General features: G+C 54.4%; 17 protein-coding genes. 9 read left to right on the forward strand and 8 right to left on the reverse strand.

Annotated features, from left to right (window positions below; genetic code table 11):
* Window positions 1–261 precede the first annotated feature (261 nt).
* The 6 genes from CMR03_RS20425 to spy all read left to right on the forward strand — a co-directional run bounded on the left by CMR03_RS20425 (window position 262) and on the right by spy (window position 7,116).
* A complete protein-coding gene (locus CMR03_RS20425; protein ID WP_096012495.1) occupies window positions 262–1,482 on the forward strand; it encodes an aspartate aminotransferase family protein in 1,221 nt (406 codons plus the stop codon).
* Complete coding sequence (gene astA, locus CMR03_RS20430) at window positions 1,479–2,510, forward strand: arginine N-succinyltransferase (protein WP_096012496.1); 1,032 nt, start codon at window positions 1,479–1,481, stop codon at window positions 2,508–2,510. The genes CMR03_RS20425 and astA overlap by 4 nt, the downstream gene beginning before the upstream one ends.
* Window positions 2,507–3,976 (forward strand): succinylglutamate-semialdehyde dehydrogenase, encoded by a 1,470-nt coding sequence (astD, locus tag CMR03_RS20435; protein WP_096012497.1) that lies wholly within the window; start codon window positions 2,507–2,509, stop codon window positions 3,974–3,976. The genes astA and astD overlap by 4 nt, the downstream gene beginning before the upstream one ends.
* Entirely contained in the window at window positions 3,973–5,298 is a 1,326-nt protein-coding gene (gene astB / locus CMR03_RS20440) for an N-succinylarginine dihydrolase (RefSeq protein WP_096012498.1), read from the forward strand. Before astD ends, astB begins: the two co-directional genes overlap by 4 nt.
* A gap of 48 nt (window positions 5,299–5,346) precedes the next feature.
* The gene (gene astE, locus CMR03_RS20445; RefSeq protein WP_096012499.1) at window positions 5,347–6,342 is read left to right on the forward strand and encodes a succinylglutamate desuccinylase; all 996 of its coding nucleotides are present in this window, start codon (window positions 5,347–5,349) and stop codon (window positions 6,340–6,342) included.
* Window positions 6,343–6,624: 282 nt separating this feature from the next.
* Window positions 6,625–7,116 carry an ATP-independent periplasmic protein-refolding chaperone Spy gene (gene spy / locus CMR03_RS20450; RefSeq protein ID WP_063879358.1) on the forward strand — a complete coding sequence of 164 codons (492 nt, stop codon included), beginning with the start codon at window positions 6,625–6,627 and terminating at the stop codon, window positions 7,114–7,116.
* An 82-nt stretch (window positions 7,117–7,198) separates the two neighbouring features.
* On the opposite strand, the gene cho is transcribed toward spy, so the two are convergent.
* Both cho and yddG read right to left on the reverse strand, forming a co-directional pair.
* Window positions 7,199–8,062: an excinuclease Cho gene (cho, locus tag CMR03_RS20455; protein ID WP_063879359.1), complete on the reverse strand. Its 864-nt coding sequence runs from the start codon at window positions 8,060–8,062 to the stop codon at window positions 7,199–7,201.
* 69 nt (window positions 8,063–8,131) lie between these two features.
* Window positions 8,132–9,019 (reverse strand): aromatic amino acid DMT transporter YddG, encoded by an 888-nt coding sequence (yddG, locus tag CMR03_RS20460; protein ID WP_096012500.1) that lies wholly within the window; start codon window positions 9,017–9,019, stop codon window positions 8,132–8,134.
* A 556-nt stretch (window positions 9,020–9,575) separates the two neighbouring features.
* Between yddG and CMR03_RS20465 the strand changes: the two genes are divergently transcribed.
* The gene (locus CMR03_RS20465) at window positions 9,576–11,231 is read left to right on the forward strand and encodes a methyl-accepting chemotaxis protein (RefSeq protein ID WP_096012501.1); all 1,656 of its coding nucleotides are present in this window, start codon (window positions 9,576–9,578) and stop codon (window positions 11,229–11,231) included.
* Between the two features lie 81 nt (window positions 11,232–11,312).
* Here CMR03_RS20465 and nadE read toward each other — a convergent pair whose 3' ends face one another.
* Window positions 11,313–12,137, reverse strand: a complete 825-nt coding sequence (gene nadE / locus CMR03_RS20470) for an ammonia-dependent NAD(+) synthetase (RefSeq protein ID WP_096012502.1) — start codon at window positions 12,135–12,137, stop codon at window positions 11,313–11,315.
* A 117-nt stretch (window positions 12,138–12,254) separates the two neighbouring features.
* Window positions 12,255–13,457, reverse strand: coding sequence for a multidrug effflux MFS transporter (locus CMR03_RS20475; protein ID WP_096012503.1), 1,203 nt, complete (start codon window positions 13,455–13,457; stop codon window positions 12,255–12,257).
* A 259-nt stretch (window positions 13,458–13,716) separates the two neighbouring features.
* On the opposite strand from CMR03_RS20475, the gene osmE reads away from it, so the two are divergent.
* Window positions 13,717–14,052: an osmotically-inducible lipoprotein OsmE gene (gene osmE / locus CMR03_RS20480; protein WP_096012504.1), complete on the forward strand. Its 336-nt coding sequence runs from the start codon at window positions 13,717–13,719 to the stop codon at window positions 14,050–14,052.
* Between the two features lie 53 nt (window positions 14,053–14,105).
* Here the strand turns inward: osmE and CMR03_RS20485 are convergent, their stop codons facing one another.
* The 4 genes from CMR03_RS20485 to hxpB form a co-directional block, all read right to left on the reverse strand.
* Window positions 14,106–14,504 carry a DUF6515 family protein gene (locus CMR03_RS20485; RefSeq protein WP_096012505.1) on the reverse strand — a complete coding sequence of 133 codons (399 nt, stop codon included), beginning with the start codon at window positions 14,502–14,504 and terminating at the stop codon, window positions 14,106–14,108.
* Between the two features lie 194 nt (window positions 14,505–14,698).
* Window positions 14,699–16,090: an L-cystine transporter gene (locus CMR03_RS20490; RefSeq protein ID WP_096012506.1), complete on the reverse strand. Its 1,392-nt coding sequence runs from the start codon at window positions 16,088–16,090 to the stop codon at window positions 14,699–14,701.
* A 151-nt stretch (window positions 16,091–16,241) separates the two neighbouring features.
* The gene (locus CMR03_RS20495; RefSeq protein ID WP_063881164.1) at window positions 16,242–16,832 is read right to left on the reverse strand and encodes a metal-dependent hydrolase; all 591 of its coding nucleotides are present in this window, start codon (window positions 16,830–16,832) and stop codon (window positions 16,242–16,244) included.
* Between the two features lie 132 nt (window positions 16,833–16,964).
* On the reverse strand, window positions 16,965–17,633 hold the full coding sequence (gene hxpB, locus CMR03_RS20500; protein WP_063879367.1) for a hexitol phosphatase HxpB: 669 nt from the start codon (window positions 17,631–17,633) through the stop codon (window positions 16,965–16,967).
* A 155-nt stretch (window positions 17,634–17,788) separates the two neighbouring features.
* Between hxpB and CMR03_RS20505 the strand changes: the two genes are divergently transcribed.
* Window positions 17,789–18,325, forward strand: coding sequence for a YniB family protein (locus tag CMR03_RS20505; RefSeq protein WP_096012507.1), 537 nt, complete (start codon window positions 17,789–17,791; stop codon window positions 18,323–18,325).

The following is an 18,325-nucleotide window of genomic DNA, read 5'->3' on the forward strand; positions in this document are numbered from 1 at the left end:
GCGATATTTCATCCCGCCATTGCATAATTCCGCTTTAAAAAGCTCTGCTATCGGCCCCCGCTAAGATAATTATTCACTATTTATGCAAATAAAGTGAATGATGGCATTTTGTAACCTATTGATATTTCGTCAGGCAATCCGTTTTATGCATTTTAGTCCTTGGCTGGCACGCTATCTGCAAACTAGAGTAGGGCCAGATTCATTACATTTTTAACAATTAACAAACAATTACGTTACCCGCTGGGGAACAGGAGAAGGGTTATGTCACTGCAGGTTTCGCGTCATGATTTTGATCAATGGATGATGCCCGTTTATGCACCCGCGAGTTTCGTACCGGTACGTGCTGAGGGATCTACCGTCTGGGATCAGCAGGGGAAAGACTATATCGACTTCGCAGGCGGCATTGCGGTCAACGCTCTCGGGCATGCGCATCCGGCGCTCCAGCAGGTGCTTCAGGATCAGGCCTCACGGCTGTGGCACACCGGCAACGGTTATACGAATGAACCCGTTTTACGCCTGGCCAAACAGCTGATTGACGCCACCTTTGCCGACCGGGTTTTCTTTTGTAACTCCGGTGCCGAGGCCAACGAAGCGGCGCTTAAGCTGGCCCGCAAGGTGGCACACGACAGGGTTGGAATGCATAAAAGCGGCATCGTGGCGTTTAAGAATGCCTTTCATGGGCGCACCCTGTTTACGGTTTCTGCAGGCGGTCAGCCAGCCTATTCCAACGATTTTGCGCCGCTGCCTGCTGACATTCAGCATGCCACATTTAATGACCTTGCCTCTGCGGCTGCCCAGATTAACGACAGCACCTGCGCCGTGATTGTTGAGCCAATCCAGGGGGAAGGGGGCGTTGTGCCGGCTGAACCCGCGTTCCTGCGTGGGTTGCGTGAGTTGTGTGATAAACATCAGGCGTTGCTCATTTTTGACGAAGTGCAGAGCGGCGTGGGACGCACCGGCGCGCTGTACGCCTATATGCACTATGGCGTAACACCAGACGTGCTGACCAGCGCCAAGGCACTGGGCGGTGGCTTCCCTATTGGTGCCATGCTGACGCGAGAAGATCTGGCTCAGGTGATGGGCGTAGGCACTCATGGCACCACCTATGGCGGCAATCCGCTGGCGGGTGCGGTGGCCGGAAAAGTCATGGAACTGATTAACCGGCCTGAAGTGATGGACGGCGTCGCGCAGCGTCATGCCTGGATTGTGGCAGCACTGGACGACCTCAATCAACGCCTGCACCTGTTTAAAGAGGTTCGCGGGTTGGGCTTACTGATTGGTGCCGTGCTCAGCGACGACTTTGCCGGTAAAGCGAAACAGATCAATCTCGCGGCTGCCGAGCAGGGCGTTATGGTGCTGATTGCTGGTGCTAACGTGGTGCGCTTCGCGCCTGCACTGAACATCAGCGAACAGGAAGTGAAGACCGGTATGGCACGCTTTGCCCTGGCCTGTGAACACCTGCTACAGGGAAACGCATCATGATGGTGATCCGTCCGGTTGAGCGGGACGATCTCAGCCAACTGATGGAACTGGCGGCGAAAACGGGTGGAGGATTGACCTCGTTGCCGGTTGACAGCGCCACCTTACAGGCACGAATCGAACGCTCGCTACAAACCTGGCAGGGCACGTTGCCGCGTGCCGAGCAGGGCTATGTGTTTGTGCTGGCCGACAGTCACGATAACCGCGCGGTGGGGATCTGCGCCATTGAGGTGGCGGTTGGGCTTCAGGAACCCTGGTATAACTTTCGCGTGGGGACGCAGGTGCACGCCTCGAAAGAGCTGAATGTTTACGCCGCCTTACCGACCTTATCCCTAAGTAACGATCATACTGGCAGCAGCGAACTCTGCACGTTGTTCCTGGATGCCGACTACCGCGATGGCAAAAACGGTTACCTGTTGTCGAAGTCACGTTTTCTGTTTATGGCGAATTTCCGCGAACACTTTATGGCGCGGGTGGTCGCCGAAATGCGCGGCGTGAGTGATGAGCAGGGACACTCACCGTTTTGGGACAGCGTAGGCATCCACTTCTTCTCTATGGAATTCCGCAAAGCCGATTTTCTCAGTGGCACCGGGCAAAAAGCCTTTATTGCCGAACTGATGCCAAAACATCCGCTTTATCTGCACTACCTCACGCCGGAAGCGCAGGCTGTGATCGGTCAGGTACATCCTAAAACTGCACCCGCGCGTAAGGTGCTGGAAGCCGAAGGCTTTCGCTATCGCCAGTATATCGACATCTTCGATGGCGGCCCGACGCTGGAGTGCGATATCGATGACATTCGTGCAGTACGCGAGAGCCGGTTGCTTACCGTACAAAAAGGCGATGTACAGCAGGATGCGCCGCTCTGTTTAGTGGCAAATACCGATTATCACCAGTTTCGCGTGGCACTTTTACCGGTCGATCCGACCGCGCAACGTATTCAGCTCAATGATGAACAACTGCAGGCATTACAGTGCCAGCCGGGCGACAGCCTGCGCGTGGTCACGCTGTGCAGTGAGGAGAAAAAAGCATGACGCACCTTATCAACGGACACTGGATCAACGGCGAGTCAGGGCGCTTTACAAAACAGGACCCGGTGAGTGGCGACCTGCTGTGGCAAGGGTTAGCCGCCTCGTCAGAGCAGGTAAGCGCGGCCTGTCAGACGGCGCGGGCGGCGTTTCCGGCATGGGCACGACAGCCTTTTACCGCGCGTCAGGCCATTGTGGAACGCTTTGCGGCACAACTTGAGGCGCACAAAACGGCGCTGGCCGAGATCATCGCCCAGGAAACGGGAAAACCACGCTGGGAAGCCCTGACGGAAGTCACGGCGATGATCAATAAAATCGCCATTTCAGTGAAAGCTTACCATCAGCGCACCGGTGAACAGCAGCAGGGTGAGAGCGCCCTGCGCCACCGTCCTCATGGCGTGCTGGCGGTCTTTGGCCCCTATAACTTTCCGGGGCATTTGCCCAACGGGCATATCGTACCTGCCTTACTGGCCGGGAATTGCGTGGTGTTTAAACCGAGTGAACTGACGCCAGCTACCGCAGAGAAAACCCTGCAGCTGTGGCTGGCGGCGGGCGTGCCTGCCGGTGTCATTGGGCTGCTTCAGGGCGGTCGTGAAACGGGTCAGGCACTGGCGGCGGAACCGGACATTGACGGACTGCTGTTTACCGGCAGCGCGCACACCGGTTATCAGTTACATCGTCAGTTTGCCGGGCAACCGGAAAAAATGCTGGCGCTGGAGATGGGCGGCAACAATGCCTTGATCGTTGAGGACCCTGCGGACACGGATGGTGCAGTACATATCGCCATTCAGTCGGCATTTATTACGGCAGGTCAGCGCTGTACCTGCGCCCGCCGTCTGCTGGTGCGGCGCGGTGCGGCGGGCGATGCTTTTCTGCAACGTCTGGTCGAGGTGACCGCCCGGCTGCAGCCCGGCGCCTGGAATGCCGATCCGCAACCCTTTATGGGCAGTGTGATTTCCTGCGCCGCTGCCGAAAAGATTTATGCCGAATGGCAGCAGCGCGTGGCGATGGGCGGCAAGGTGCTGCTGGAGATGCGTTGGCCCGATCGTCAACAGGCGTTGTTAACGCCGGGGATTATCGACCTGACCGAGGTAGACAATATGCCCGATGAAGAGGTGTTCGGGCCGTTGCTGGGCGTGATTCGTTATGACGATTATCCGCAGGCCATTCGTCTAGCCAACCAGACACGCTATGGGCTGTCATGCGGGTTGATTTCGCCGTCTCGCGCGCAGTTTGAACAGCTGCTGCTGGAAGCGCGTGCCGGGATCGTGAACTGGAATAAGCCCCTGACGGGCGCTGCCAGCACAGCACCCTTCGGCGGTATCGGTGCATCGGGTAACCATCGTGCCAGTGCCTGGTATGCGGCCGATTACTGCGCCTGGCCGATGGCTTCGCTGGAATCGTCTCAGCTTACGTTGCCTGATGTTTTGTCACCGGGCCTGGACTTTTCGCCGCAAGGAGCGCGTTCATGAAAGCCATTGAAGCGAATTTCGACGGGCTGGTCGGGCTGACGCACCATTATGCGGGGCTGTCGTTTGGTAATGAAGCCTCGACGCGCAACCAGCGGCAGCCCTCAAATCCACGCCTGGCGGCAAAGCAGGGCTTGCTGAAAATGAAAGCCCTGGCGGATATGGGCTTTGTTCAGGGCGTGATCCCGCCTCATGAGCGGCCCAATATCGCGGTGCTGCGCCAGTTGGGGTTTAGCGGCAGTGATGCGCAGGTACTGGAAAAAGCCGGGAGAACCGCACCCGCATTGTTGTCAGCGGCCAGCTCGGCCTCGGCGATGTGGGTGGCTAACGCCGCCACGGTTTCGCCTTCTGCCGACAGCGCCGACCACCGCGTTCATCTCACCGTGGCGAATCTCAATAATAAATTTCACCGTGCAATTGAAGCGCCTGAAACGGCGGCATTGTTGCGTGCGATATTTCGCGATCCCCATCACTTCACCGTCCATGAGGCGCTGCCCCAGGTGGCCATGTTCGGCGACGAGGGGGCCGCTAATCATAACCGCCTTGGCGGGGACTATGGCGATGCCGGAATACAGTTGTTTATCTACGGTCGTGATAACTCGTCTGGCGCGGCCCCGCAGCGCTATCCTGCGCGGCAAACCCGTGAGGCTAGCGAAGCCGTCGCACGTTTACACCAGCTTGCGCCTGACCAGGTGATTTTCGCTCAGCAACATCCCCAGGTCATCGATCAGGGTGTTTTTCACAATGATGTGATTGCGGTCAGCAATCAGCAGATGCTGTTCTGCCATCAGCAGGCCTTTGTCGATCAGCCCGGGTTGCTGAACCGTCTTCGTGAACGTGTTCCGGGCTTTGTCGCCCTTGAAGTGCCCAGCGCACGTGTTTCCGTTCAGGATGCGGTCAATACTTACCTGTTTAACAGCCAGCTTCTTACCCGTGCCGACGGCAGTATGATGCTGGTGCTGCCTGAAGAGTCACGCCAGCATCAGGGCGTTTGGGATTATCTGCGTGAGCAGGTGGAAAGCGAGGGACCCTTACAGTCATTACAGGTGTTTGATCTGCGTGAAAGTATGCATAATGGCGGTGGCCCTGCCTGCCTGCGTCTGCGCGTGGTATTAACGCCAGATGAGCAACGGGCCGTTAACCCTGCGGTACTGATGAACGATCGCCTGTTTACTTCGCTAAATCAGTGGGTCGATCGCCACTACCGTGACAGATTAACGCAAGACGATTTAGGCGATCCGCAATTGCTGCAAGAAGGGCGGGTTGCCCTTGATGAATTGACCAGGCTGCTAGACTTAGGAAATGTGTATGCATTTCAGCAGTGAAGCAGGCGTTGCCATGAGGGCTGCCTGCTTCCGGTCTTAGGAGGAACGATGCAGGACTTTTTACAGCAGACGCTGTCTGGTGACGCACCGCGTATGCGTAGAGGTGAGACAGCGCATCTTCGCTGGCAGTGGTTGTATCACGGTATTCTGCTCATGGAGCCAAAGACGCCTGTGAAACAGGCGTTGGTACTTTCGGCAGGGATTCACGGTAATGAAACCGCCCCGGTAGAAATCCTTAACCAGCTTATTACGCCTTTACTTCAGGGCGAAAAGCCACTTCAGCAGCGAATGCTGGTGGTATTAGGTAATCCTTCAGCGCTGCGTGCGGGAAAACGCTATGTGGGATATGACATCAACCGGCTGTTTGGCGGTCGCTGGCAGCAGATTGACGACGGTGATGAAGCGCGCCGGGTTCTCCGTCTGGAACAGATGCTGGAGAACTTCTGGCAACTGGGTGAGTGCGATGAAACCCGCTGGCACCTGGATATGCACACGGCGCTGCGTGGCTCTTACCACACGCGTTTTGGCGTAATGCCGCTGAATGATCGGCCATGGCCAGAGCCCTTTTTGCACTGGCTGGCGGTTGCCGGGCTTGAGGCGCTGGTCTTTCACCGTTCGCCCGCGGGCACCTTTACCCATTTTAGCTGTGAACACTTTGATGCAGCCAGCTGTACCCTGGAGCTGGGTCAGGCGCGGCCTTTTGGCGAAAACGATTTGACGCAGTTCAGCGCTGTCTCTCAGGCACTGGCAGCATTGCTGTATGGCGAGTCCTTGCCGGAAGCGCAATCTGTTCCGCGTCGCTATCGGGTAAGCCAGCAGATCACCCGCCACAGTGAAAAGTTTCAGCTTCATATGAGCGACGACACCAAGAACTTTACCGCCTTTCCGCAGGGCGCTTTGCTAGCGGAAGACGGGGAAAGGCGCTATTTCGTGCAGCAGGCGCGGGAATATGTGTTGTTCCCCAATCCCCGTGTGGCTCTGGGGTTGCGGGCTGGACTCATGCTGATCGAAGAGAGTGAGCAAACCCAGGCTTTGCCCCTTTGACGTTATCGATACAAAATAGCGGAAGACACCTTCCGCTTTACTGCTAAAGGCATTACAATTCTCCACGATTTATCCGAAATCTCCTGATTATTCATACTCTTTTTCAATTTCTGACGCCTTTCTTCTTAATCCCTCCATGATTGCCTGAATTGTGGCTTTTGCGCTTTCACGCTTTTACTCTCGCTCGCAGTAATTGACGTTCAACGTCGTATGCTTGTTTCCGAAGACGCGACAGAGTGCTGTCGTTACGAAACTGAACAAGTGAATAAAAAGGACACTGTTATGCGTAAATTAACTTCTCTGTTACTGGCTTCAACTCTGGCATTCGGCGCGGCAACGGTTGTTCATGCTGAAGCCGACAATCTGACGCCACCACCGGCAGGCACGGAAAAGCCGATGCATAAACCGATGCGTCACGGTATGGATATGATGTTTGGCGGGCTGAATCTGACCCCAGACCAGAAAACCAAAATGCACGAAATTATGAAAGAGCGCCGCGATGAAATGCAGCGCCCGTCACAGGATGAACGTCGTGCGACGCACGCCATCATCGCCTCTGACAGCTTCGACAAAGCCCAGGCTGAAGCGCAGGCAGATAAAATGACCGCGAATGCCAAAGCCAACGCGGTGACCATGATGGAAACCCAAAATAAACTGTATAACGTGCTGACGCCGGAGCAGAAAAAACAGTACAACGCGAATTTTGAAAAGCACCTGACTGAAAAACGTCCGATGCACGGCAAGATGGCGCCTGCACCTGCACCCGCTCAATAAGCCGCACGTTAATCAGTAAAGACGGTTGAAGACCGCCGACCTTGTCCACCTGGCGTGGGCAGTGTCGGCGGTTTTTTTTATTCTAAAGGGGAATAATGGGGTAATGGCCAGACAATACCGGACTGCAGAGAATTTTGTAGCCGTCGTGATCGAACCCGCCTTTGCCGCGTTTAAGGGACTTTGCCTCGTCCATCGTTTGCACGGAACCCAGATAGAACCAGTGATCGATAACGTGGATTTGCGTCAGGTGTTTACCTTCTTCTACCAGTGCCACCGCACCTTGCCATGGCCAGCAGAATACCCGGACGTTTTCCAGCGCGGCGAGCAGTCGGTCCTGATGATCGCTCACAGGTTCCTTGCCACAGCAGGCACCGGCACAGCGGCGCAGGGCAGAGCGAAAGCAGCCCCGGTTAGCACTCAACGCTTCCAGCCCTAACAAGCCGTGGCACAGCTGATATTCATCGGCAAGCTGCTTAAGACGTTCCAGCGCGGCAAAACGGCTGCGATAAAGACCAAACAGGTTCGGCGACTGGCTAAAATCGACATCACGGGCATACACCACTTCCGGTTTACCCTCTGCGGTAATTTGCAGAGAACAAAGCTGACGATTTTTGCGCAGGCGTTTATTAAACAGGGGCTGCTGCGTTTTGATCATTTGCGCTTCCAGCAGCAGCGCACCGAGATCGCCTGCTGTGGGAATCCAGCTGACGCGCCGCGACTGGCGTAACATTTTTGCTTCATCGGGTGTACGAAAGTGGGACATCACGCGCGAACGCAGATTAACGCTTTTGCCGATGTAAAGCGGCAAGGTATCGCTGTCGCCATGAAAAGTATAAACGCCGGGCTGATTTGGCAGGCCTTCGAGCCATTCACGCAAATGTTCCGGGTATTCATAAATGGTTGCCGCGTCAAATTCGAGGCGATGAGTGGCTGCACGTCTGACCAAAACGGACTCCTGTACTGGTTGTCCATACAGTGTAACAGGCAGGTTAAAGGTTCGCCAGTCAGAGATTCATCAACGCCTTGTCGCCAGCCAGCAAATCAGAGAGCCAGCGGTGATCATAGCAACGCCTTGCCAGAAGCTTATCGGTGGCGTCAGCCCCAGCCATAGCGAGGCCAGCAACGCCGAGAGTACCGGCGTGAAATAAGATGCCGTCGCCAACAGCGTCAGGTTGCCATGCTGGATGCCGTAATTCCAGGCAGAGTAGGCAACCGCCGTTGACGCGCCCATAAACAGCACTTCTGCTGCAGCGGTCACGCTAAATTGCAGCGTTTCATGCTGCGTGAACAACACGAATTTGAGCCATAGCGCCAGGGCCGTCACCATAAAAAACAGGGTGACGCCGTTGCTGCCGCGAGCATAGCGGCGCGTGATGTTGTTGTAGAGCGCCCACGCAATCGCTGCGATAAACGCCAGCAGGTAGGCTGTTGGATTGCTGGCAATATTCTGCGCCATCTTACCTGTCACATTCCCGTTAGCGCCTTTCATCACCCAGATAATACCGCTGAGTGAAAGCAGCAGTCCGGGCCACAGCCACAGGCGAAAACGCTGCTGGTTAAACGGAATCGCCAGCACGATTGTCAGGCAGGGCCAAAGATAGTTGATCATCCCCATCTCCAGCGACTGGTGACGATCGCGGGCAAGGCCGACCGCCAGCGCCAGGCAAATTTCATACCCGACAAACAGCACGCCGCCTGTAAGCAGATAGCGGCCCGGCATGTTACGTGGGTTAGGAACGCCGCGAGTGAGGCACAGCAAAACAGCCGTGGTGGAGTAGATAAGCGCGGCACCACCAGTCGGGCCAAACGCCTCGCTGACGCTGCGCAGCAGGCCGATAGTGGTGCTCCAGAGCAAAATCGCGCTCAAACCGACTAAGGTCGCGCGTGGTAAGTTAGCAGGCATGGAAACTCAATGTCTAAAAGGGCCGCCAGCGGGCAGCGAGCGCGAAATATGCTAACGGTAAGCCTGTACCCTGTCCATCAGGTATTCCGTCTGGGTAGAGGCTGAGTTTGCTGTAATGGGCTGTGTGCTGAGCAACGTTTTTCCCTCAACGCACCTCATGAAAGGCCTGATCATCAGGTTGCTTAACGCCCTTTACCGACCGCAATCCAACCTGTCAGGGCTTTACCTCTGTTGACGAGCTTCGCAAGCTTATCAGCCACGCGTAGGCAAAGGGGGATGCCCACAGTATTACGTCTTATGGCTTTCCACCCACATGCGGTGGAACAGAGTGAAGTGTTAAGGATTAGTTAGCGATTTATTGCAGTGAGTAAGGATGTGTTTTTTTATACATCATTATAATGATAAGTTGTTGTTTTTTTAGAAATTAATCAACGTTAAATGCTTAATAAACAATGCTTGTTTTTGGCGCTGTTATCACATTTTTATGTCGATAGTTAAGGTCTGCGTCTGAAATTTTCAGACGAATTAACTTTTTAATAAGAACCAGGTGAAAAATATGACTATAACACAGCGGCTTTTACTGACCTTTTCCCTTCTTTGCATGGCGCTGATAGCCATGGTTATCGTGGCGGTTTCCGTAGCGGACGGTTTTCAGTACCGTTTCCAGTATGTGCAGGAAAATACCATTCCTTCTATTACTGATATCGCCAAAATGGTTGACGGTAGCAATGCCATTATCATCGCGCTCTATCATCATCAGAGCATGACCGATCCCGCTGAGCAGATGCAAATTGAGAAAGAAATCAAGGGCGTCTTAAACCATATTTCGATGCTCAACCAGAATTACCTTAAGAATGATATTTCCAGTGAGGAAGATCGACAGATGACCGAAAAGGCATTTGTCACCATTAAAAAGATTGAGGCGGATCTGCCTGCTTTTCTCACGGCCTCACGCGCACAGAACGACGCGATTTCTTTGTCGATGCTACAGGGTAATAGCGGTATTGGTGCGCTAACACGACAGCTGATTGACGATTATCAGAAACAGCTGCAACTGAATGTGGATATTGGTAATCAACTTCGTAAAGAGAATGACAGCACCTATCGTCATACTTTACTCATTCTGATTGCCGGTTCTGTTTCAGCCATATTGCTGTTAGGCTTTTTTACGCTTAAAACAATTTTTGCTATTCGTCGTCAGCTCAACACCATGCGCCACACAATGGAAACCGCGAGCGAAAATCTGGATCTGACATTACGTGCAGATGACTCTCGCGGAGATGAAATCGGTCTGACGGCAAAGGCATTTAATCATTTGGTGGAAAATGTTGCACTGTCCCTCAGCGCAGTAGAAAGCGCGGCTCAGTCGGTCAGTACGGCTTCCGCACAGATTTCTGTAGGCAACGAAGATCTCTCATCTCGTACGGAAGAGCAGGCTGCCTCCCTGGAGCAGACGGCTGCCAGCATGTCTGAGTTGAGTGAAACAGTGCGTCAGACGGCAGAAAATACGCGACTTGCCAGCCAGCTTGCCCAAAACGCGCGTGATATATCTGAAGACAGTGCGTCACGCGTGAAGGCGATGCTGATGACCATGGGTGATATCCGGACGAGCTCGACAAAAATTACTGATATCATTGCGTTGATTGAAGGTATTGCATTCCAGACCAATATCCTGGCGCTTAACGCGGCGGTTGAAGCGGCGCGGGCAGGTGAACAAGGGCGCGGTTTTGCCGTGGTAGCTGGCGAGGTGCGCAACCTGGCTCAGCGATCGTCTTCTTCTGCCAGGGAGATCAAAGCGCTTATTGAAGCTTCTATGCTCCATGTAGAAGCTGGCTCGAACCAGGCCGAGGGCGTGGGTAATAATATTACGCGCATGACAGACGCGGTCCGTCAGGTGACCGATTTGGTCGATGAGATTTCGGTTGCTGCAAACGAACAGTCGCAGGGAATTAATCAGGTGCACCTGGCCGTAAACCAGATGGATGATGTGACGCAGCAAAATGCCTCTCTGGTTGAAGAAGCATCTTCTGCATCCCGTTCATTAATGGATCAGGCCTCAACCCTTAACCAGTTGGTTGCGACCTTCACGCTCGCCAAAACGCAGCGCCAGGCACCGATCCAAAGCAGCATGATCGGACGTGCAGACCGTATTCAGATGCCTGTCCGCAGCCCGATGGCAGCGGCGGGTGAAGCTGACTGGCAGCGTTTTTGATCGGGGGACGTATCACGCAGTCGCGCCCGGCCACTGAGCTGACCGGGCGCGATGTTAAAGCCGGATAAAGGCTATAGGATGTTATTTCCAAAAGTCGTCGAAAACAGTGATAGGCGGACGACGCTTATGCTCGGTTTTCAGATACCAGCCTTCAATAATCTTCGCGCTGTCCGGCGCGATGGTTTTGCCTTCCAGATAGTCATCGATCATATCGTAGGTGACACCCAGCGCGACTTCATCCTGCAGGCCAGGGCGATCATCTTCCAGGTCGGCCGTGGGTTTCTTCAGATAAAGATGTTCAGGGCAGCCCAGCGTTTTCAGTAACTGTTTCCCCTGACGTTTATTCAGGCGGAAGATAGGGTTAATGTCACTGCCGCCATCACCATATTTGGTGAAGAAGCCGGTTACCGCTTCTGCGCCGTGGTCGGTACCGACCACCACACCTTTGGACATACCGGCAATGCTGTACTGGGCTTTCATCCGTTCGCGGGCTTTTTCATTACCGCGCACGAAATCGGACAGCACGATCCCCGCTTCTTTCAGCGCCCGCTCGCTGGCCAGCACCGCTTCTTTGATATTGACCACCAGCGAACGATCCGGCTGGATAAAGGCCAGAGCGTCCTGACAATCCTGCTCATCTGCCTGTACGCCGTAAGGTAAACGCACCGCGATAAAGGTGTAGTCGTGATCGCCTGTTTCCTGCCGAAGCTCCGTTATCGCCATCTGAGCCAGCTTGCCGGTCAGGGTGGAATCTTGTCCGCCGCTGATACCGAGTACCAACGCCTTAAGGCCGCTGTGGCGCGTTAAGTAGGCTTTAAGGAAATCAACGCTGGTACGGATCTCCTGGTGTGGATCGATAGTTGGCTTAACGCCAAGTGCGGTAATGATTTCCTGCTGCAGTGACATCAACATCTCCTTAAGTCTGTAGCCCGTTGGCACAATACAAAGCATGTTTTAAAGCTAACGCGCATCCCGGGAAACAACAAGCCAAAGCGACCGCTGTTTTTATTGAGACGGGCAGAATCAGACGCTTTTTACTTCGGCTGCGGGTTTTTTCGCCAGAACGGTAAACGTCAGTATAGCCAGCATGTAGCAGCCAAAAATCGTCAGCGTCATACTGATTACTGATGTCCCGCCAATGCCCGTTACCGGCACGGCAATAGCGCCCAGGGTAAAGCCGGTGACGCCAATCACCGCCGAGGCGCTGCCAGCGCGCTGTCCCTGACTTTGCATCGCCAGCGACGACGCCGTCGTGGCAATCACCCCGTTACTGGCAATGGTAAAGAACAGGGCGAGTAGCACCAACGGCAGAGGCGCATGGCTGAGCCCGGCAATCAGCAACGCACTCGATGCGACACAGGCCAGCGTCAGACCGCCTTTCAATACGCGGTACTCTCCCCACAGTGGGCAGAGCCGGGCGCTGGTCTGTGAGGCGATGATTAATCCAATACCGTTTGCGGCAAAGCAGAAGCTGAACGCCTGCGGAGACAAGCCGTAAAGTTGTTGCAACACAAAGGGTGAGGCACCGATGTAGGCAAACATGCCAGACATCATCAGCCCCTGTGTGAGGCAAAATCCCATAAAAGGGCGATGGGTAATAACCTGACCCAGCGCAGCATAGGCTGAAAATACAGAGCCCTGACTACGACGTTCGGCAGGAAGGCTTTCATGCAGCTTCCAGCGCGCCAGCAGGATAAGTAAAACGGCGATACAGCTCAATACCACAAAAATACCGCGCCAGTTCAGCACGGCCATAAGTGCGCCACCTAATACTGGTGCGCCGATAGGGGCCAGGCCGTTGACCAGCATCAGCAGGGCAAAAAAACGGGTAAGTTCATGGCCGCTGTACATGTCACGCGCCACGGCCCGCGACAGGACGGCGCCACCTGCGCCCGCTAAGCCCTGAAACAGGCGGGCCAGTAACAGTTGGTGAATGTCCTGTGCCAGGGCGCAGCCTATCGAGGCGATAAACAGCAGCACCAGGGATAAGGTTAGCGGGCGCAGTCGGCCGAATTTGTCGCTCATTGGCCCGAAAAACAGCTGTCCGGCACCCAATCCGAGTAGTCCGGCAGTCAGGCTGAGCTGAGCCGTTGAGGTCGAGGTCTGGAGATCCTGCGCCAGTTGCGGCAGGGCGGGCAGGTACAGGTCAATACAGAGCGGCCCCAACGCAGCCAGTAATCCCAGGGTGATGGCGTAAACCCGTCGGTTTGGTGATGAAAGCGTCATTAATCCTCTGGAACCAGAATGCTTATTGGTGACAACGTCACTTGTGTTGTTCGCCCGCCTTGAAACGCGGGCCATTAGCCATTAAGGCAGGCCGGTCAGCGCCACTATTCGCCTGAATAACCGCTGCGTTAAGGCCAGTGCGGCGCATTTTATCAAATCTTTCAGGGCAGATTGAGTTTAAGTACGTCATTAACTTGAAAAAAACCGTTTTATGTTCCAGGCTTCTCAGCACATGGACAAAAAAACGAGGAACAACAAGATGAATAAAGTGATGGGATGTATCGCTGCAGCGCTGACGCTGGCTGCGCTCTCTGGTTGTACGACTTACGATCGTGCGGAAAGCTTCGTGACTAAGCCTGTGGTTAAGGATGTCAAAAAAGGCATGACTCGCGAACAGGTTCGTCAGATTGCTGGCCCTGCAGCCACTGAAATCACGATGGTGCATGCACGTGGTACCTGCCAGAGCTACGTCATTGGCGAGCGTGAAGGCAAGCCACAGACTTACTTCGTTAGCTATAACGATACCGGTCGCGTGATGAACTATGGCTTCCAGAGTTGTGCTGAGTACGATACTGACCCGCAGGTTAAGCAGTAACTACCCGCTTTAACAAGAAACGGCTCGCCATCAGACGAGCCGTTTTTTTATGCCTATAATCCCGCCGGACGAGGGACTTCAATATAGCTGCCGTTAATTTCCCGCTGATAATAATGACCGTCCTGCACGTAGAAACGCCTGCCGTTAAAATCCAGAACCCGCATGCCGCTTTCATAGGTTTGCACGGGCGGTTCCACCACCACGTATTCTTCTCCGTGACGCTGATAATAACTGCCGTTAAGCAGGTAGTAAGTTAATCCACCGATCAACACCGCCGTCGCGGCCAGTGGCAAAACGTGGAAGTGGTCGGGACCGTGCCAGCGCGGTGCCGGGCCATGCCAGCCTGGGCCGGGTCGCCAGTGCGGGCCAGGGCCCCAGTCACCGGGACGACCAAAAGCGTGAGCTGGCGCAACTATCGCTAACGCCAGTAATGAGGCGATAACCGTTTTCATGAGTGTTCTCCTGCAGTTATTACCTGCAGAATTCTCTTTTTGCCGCATAAAGACAAGCAGAAATACCCTGTATTATTGCCCGTTTACCACGCTTAACGTTTTCTTAACGGCACCACGATAATCAAGAAGAAATATGGAGAAGATAAGACAGAAAGAGGGGAAAGACCTGGCGGCTGGCGCCAGGTCTGCAGTGATTAACTGTGTTCTAATTCACCGTGTTCGCTGCGTTCTAAAACGCGTTTATTGGTCAGGCCCAACCAGCGGCTGGTCAGGGAACCTGCGGTCATGGAACCATTGACGTTCAGCGCTGTTCTGCCCATATCAATCAGGGGCTCAATGGAGATCAACAGTGCCACCAGAGTAACCGGCAGCCCCATTGCGGGCAGCACAATCAGGGCGGCAAAGGTCGCACCGCCGCCGACACCGGCCACGCCTGCGGAACTCAACGTCACAATGCCGACCAGTGTGGCAATCCACAGCGGATCAAAAGGGTTAATGCCGACCGTTGGGGCCACCATCACTGCCAGCATGGTCGGATAAAGACCGGCACAGCCGTTCTGTCCAATAGTGGCACCAAACGAGGCCGAGAAGCTGGCAATCGATTCGGGCACGCCAAGACGGCGAGTCTGGGCTTCAACATTCAGCGGAATGCTGGCGGCGCTGGAGCGACTGGTAAAGGCGAAGGTCAGTACCGGCCAGACCTTGCGGAAAAACCGCATAGGATTGATGCCGTTGACCGATAAGAGCAGGGCATGAACCACAAACATGATGGTCAGTCCTAAGTAGGACGCCACCACAAAGCTGCCCAGCTTAATGATGTCCTGTAGGTTAGAACCGGCCACCACTTTAGTCATCAGCGCCAGCACACCATAAGGTGTCAGTTTCATAATCAGGCGCACCAGCTTCATCACCCACGACTGCAGGGTATCGATGGCGGTCAGGACGCGCTGGCCTTTAACCTCATCGTCTTTATGGAGCTGCAGGGCAGCGACGCCAAGGAAGGCGGCGAAAATGACCACGCTGATGATCGAGGTCGGGCTGGCCCCTGTTAAATCAGCAAACGGATTCTTAGGAATAAACGACAGGATTAATTGCGGTACGGTCAGATCGGCGACTTTACCGACGTAGTTACTCTGAATCGCGCTCAGGCGAGCGGTTTCCTGTGCGCCCTGTACCAGGCCGGTGGCGTTAAGATGAAACAAACCGGTTACGAAAACGCCGACCAGGGCGGAAATGGCCGTCGTAAACAGCAGTACGCCAATAGTCAGAAAACTGATTTTCCCCAGCGAAGAGGCATTGTGCAGACGGGCCACGGCGCTGAGTATGGATACAAACACCAGCGGCATCACAATCATCTGCAGCAGTTGTACATAGCCGTTACCCACGATGTTGAACCAGCTAATTGAGGTTTTAACGATATCGCTGTTGCCGCCGTAAATCAGCTGTAGTGCCAGACCAAAAAGCACACCCAGCACTAAACCGGTCAGCACTTTTTTTGACAGGCTCCAGTTTGCGCGGCTCATGCGTGACAATAAAAGCAGCAGCACGACAAATGCTACGACGTTAAGCGTAAGAGGAATATCCATAGCAACTCCGAAGTTATGCAGCATTCCCTGGTAGGAGAGCGGCAAAGATAGTGATCGTAAAGATACGTATTCGGAAATGGTAACAGTTAGAAATGGCGCAATCTTATATCCAAATGGAATAGCTTATAACCGGGACTGTTTTGCTCCCGGCTTAGCGTTCCGATTGCGCAGAAATGAGACGACTGACGCCGTTTTGCAGCGTATCAAATACCTGGGCCGGCCAGCCATTTTCGCCAAACGACGGCATCCCCAGCGGGAACCATAAGGCGTAACCAATCAGGCAAAGACAAAGCGTACGCTCCAGCTGATTGCCTTTCTGACTGTTAAGCACTGGCAGGCGAAAACGCCAGCGGCAGGGCCAGAGCAGGGGAACGCCGGCGGGGGTGAGCATATCAGCCACAATATGGCTCAGATAACCGAGCGTCATGCCCTGCAACACATCCGCCGGGACAGGCCAGCTTTTCGGCACGTTGATCTGGAACAACCACAGGCTGGCTGCCACGGCAAGCAGGCTGTGGGTAAATCCGCGATGGCCAAACACCCGCGCAATAGGGTGCGACAGCCAGCGCAGCCGCTGTCCTAACAGGGATTTAGGATGGTCGATATCGGGAAGCAGGCAGGTCAGTAGCGTGGCCGGAATCAAATGCCACCAGTCGGCATGCGCCATCACTGGGGTAAGTTCGGCCCGTTTAGCGAAAATAGCGCTGGCAACAGCAAAAAAGATATGGCCCTCGGCCGTCATGATAAAACCTGGCTGCAAGAAAAACTGTCGATGCATCCAGTATAGGGATTTATCCAGTAAATGAGAACCCGTGACGCTGTAACGAAGCGTTAATTTTTTAAGGTTGTGCAACAGGTTACAGCGTAGCCACAATTAACCCAGCAAATGCGCGCGCGTCAACTGTGTCAGGCTGCTCAGCTTAACATCGGCCAGCGACCAGCGGGCATCGTCCTGATGCGCGGCAGCCGGGACGACAACCGCGCGCATGCGCGCCGCTTTGCTCGCGACCATTCCGTTGACAGAGTCTTCCAGGGCAACGCAGTGAAGCGGATCGATTCGCAACGCGTCGGCAGCATGTAAATACACTTGCGGATGCGGCTTACTGTAGGGCAGATTCTCCGCCGATGACAGCACGTCAAAATAGTGGCGCAGGTTGAACATTTCCAGCACGCCTTCCAGCATAAACAGTGGCGAAGCCGAGACAAGGCCGATTTTCAGGCCGTGCTGTTTGCACAGTGTCAGTGCGGATTCAACGCCGGGTAGCAGCGGGCGCTGCGTGGCGATCAGTTCCATCGCACGGGCGATGATGCGCTGAGTCACTTCTTGCTGGCTCGGTCCTGACCAGGGCAGGGTTTCGTACCACATGCGCACGGTCTGGTCGATGCGCAGCCCCAGCGTATCGGGGAGCTCATGGCGGCGCGTCAGATCGAGATTCAGGGTTGAAAAGATATCCATTTCGGCTCTGTCCCAAAGCGGTTCCGAATCGATCAGCAATCCATCCATATCAAATAAAGCAGCATAAACAGGGCGGTGGTAAGGCATGAGGCTCTCCCGTAAACATGACGGCCTACTTTATCACGAACAGGGGAGGCTCGCTCAGGAGAGGCATTACGGGCGCAGCCCGCGCTTTTTTTTGGGAAAACGCCTTAAGGGCAGGTAGACTAGAGGCTAACAGGATTTTGGGTTCAGGAGATATCATGACCTATCAACAGGCTGGCCGCATTGCCATCCTTAAGCGTGTCGTCGGCTGGATAGTTTTTTTACTGGCGTTAGTATCCACAATAATCTCACTGCTGAGTTTTTTATTTAAGCACAGTGAAAAGAAGCCTGGCATTGATGCCGTTATGCTTGATTTTATTCATGTTATGGTCGACATGATTCGTTTTAATACGCCGTTCCTGAACGTTTTCTGGCATAACTCACCTGTGCCGGACTTTAACGGGCAGATGAATCTGGGATTCTGGCTTGTCTATATTTTGATCTTCGTCGGCCTGGCGCTGGAAGCTTCAGGTTCCCGCATGGGACGCCAGGCGCGCCACGTGCGGGAAGGCATTGAAGACCAGATGATTCTTGAACAGGCTAAGGGCAGTGAAGGGCGCACACGTCAGCAGTTAGAAGAGAAGGTGCGCGTACCTCGCCACACCATTTTCCTGCAGATTTTCCCGCTCTATATTCTGCCGGTGGTGATTGCCATCGCGGGATATTTCCTGCTTTCTCTGCTGGGTTTTCTGTAA

It is taken from the genome of Pantoea allii (assembly GCF_002307475.1).
Classification (GTDB): Bacteria; Pseudomonadota; Gammaproteobacteria; order Enterobacterales; family Enterobacteriaceae; genus Pantoea; species Pantoea allii.

What these genes read in the sequence shown, in the direction of transcription:
- hxpB (WP_063879367.1), bottom strand. Translation starts at nt 17,633, where the DNA reads ATGCCTTACCACCGCCCTGTTTATGCTGCTTTATTTGATATGGATGGA.
- CMR03_RS20425 (WP_096012495.1), top strand. Translation starts at nt 262, where the DNA reads ATGTCACTGCAGGTTTCGCGTCATGATTTTGATCAATGGATGATGCCC.
- CMR03_RS20475 (WP_096012503.1), bottom strand. Translation starts at nt 13,457, where the DNA reads ATGACGCTTTCATCACCAAACCGACGGGTTTACGCCATCACCCTGGGA.
- CMR03_RS20465 (WP_096012501.1), top strand. Translation starts at nt 9,576, where the DNA reads ATGACTATAACACAGCGGCTTTTACTGACCTTTTCCCTTCTTTGCATG.
- osmE (WP_096012504.1), top strand. Translation starts at nt 13,717, where the DNA reads ATGAATAAAGTGATGGGATGTATCGCTGCAGCGCTGACGCTGGCTGCG.
- astE (WP_096012499.1), top strand. Translation starts at nt 5,347, where the DNA reads ATGCAGGACTTTTTACAGCAGACGCTGTCTGGTGACGCACCGCGTATG.
- CMR03_RS20505 (WP_096012507.1), top strand. Translation starts at nt 17,789, where the DNA reads ATGACCTATCAACAGGCTGGCCGCATTGCCATCCTTAAGCGTGTCGTC.
- astA (WP_096012496.1), top strand. Translation starts at nt 1,479, where the DNA reads ATGATGGTGATCCGTCCGGTTGAGCGGGACGATCTCAGCCAACTGATG.
- CMR03_RS20485 (WP_096012505.1), bottom strand. Translation starts at nt 14,504, where the DNA reads ATGAAAACGGTTATCGCCTCATTACTGGCGTTAGCGATAGTTGCGCCA.
- CMR03_RS20495 (WP_063881164.1), bottom strand. Translation starts at nt 16,832, where the DNA reads ATGACGGCCGAGGGCCATATCTTTTTTGCTGTTGCCAGCGCTATTTTC.
- nadE (WP_096012502.1), bottom strand. Translation starts at nt 12,137, where the DNA reads ATGTCACTGCAGCAGGAAATCATTACCGCACTTGGCGTTAAGCCAACT.
- spy (WP_063879358.1), top strand. Translation starts at nt 6,625, where the DNA reads ATGCGTAAATTAACTTCTCTGTTACTGGCTTCAACTCTGGCATTCGGC.
- CMR03_RS20490 (WP_096012506.1), bottom strand. Translation starts at nt 16,090, where the DNA reads ATGGATATTCCTCTTACGCTTAACGTCGTAGCATTTGTCGTGCTGCTG.
- astB (WP_096012498.1), top strand. Translation starts at nt 3,973, where the DNA reads ATGAAAGCCATTGAAGCGAATTTCGACGGGCTGGTCGGGCTGACGCAC.
- astD (WP_096012497.1), top strand. Translation starts at nt 2,507, where the DNA reads ATGACGCACCTTATCAACGGACACTGGATCAACGGCGAGTCAGGGCGC.
- yddG (WP_096012500.1), bottom strand. Translation starts at nt 9,019, where the DNA reads ATGCCTGCTAACTTACCACGCGCGACCTTAGTCGGTTTGAGCGCGATT.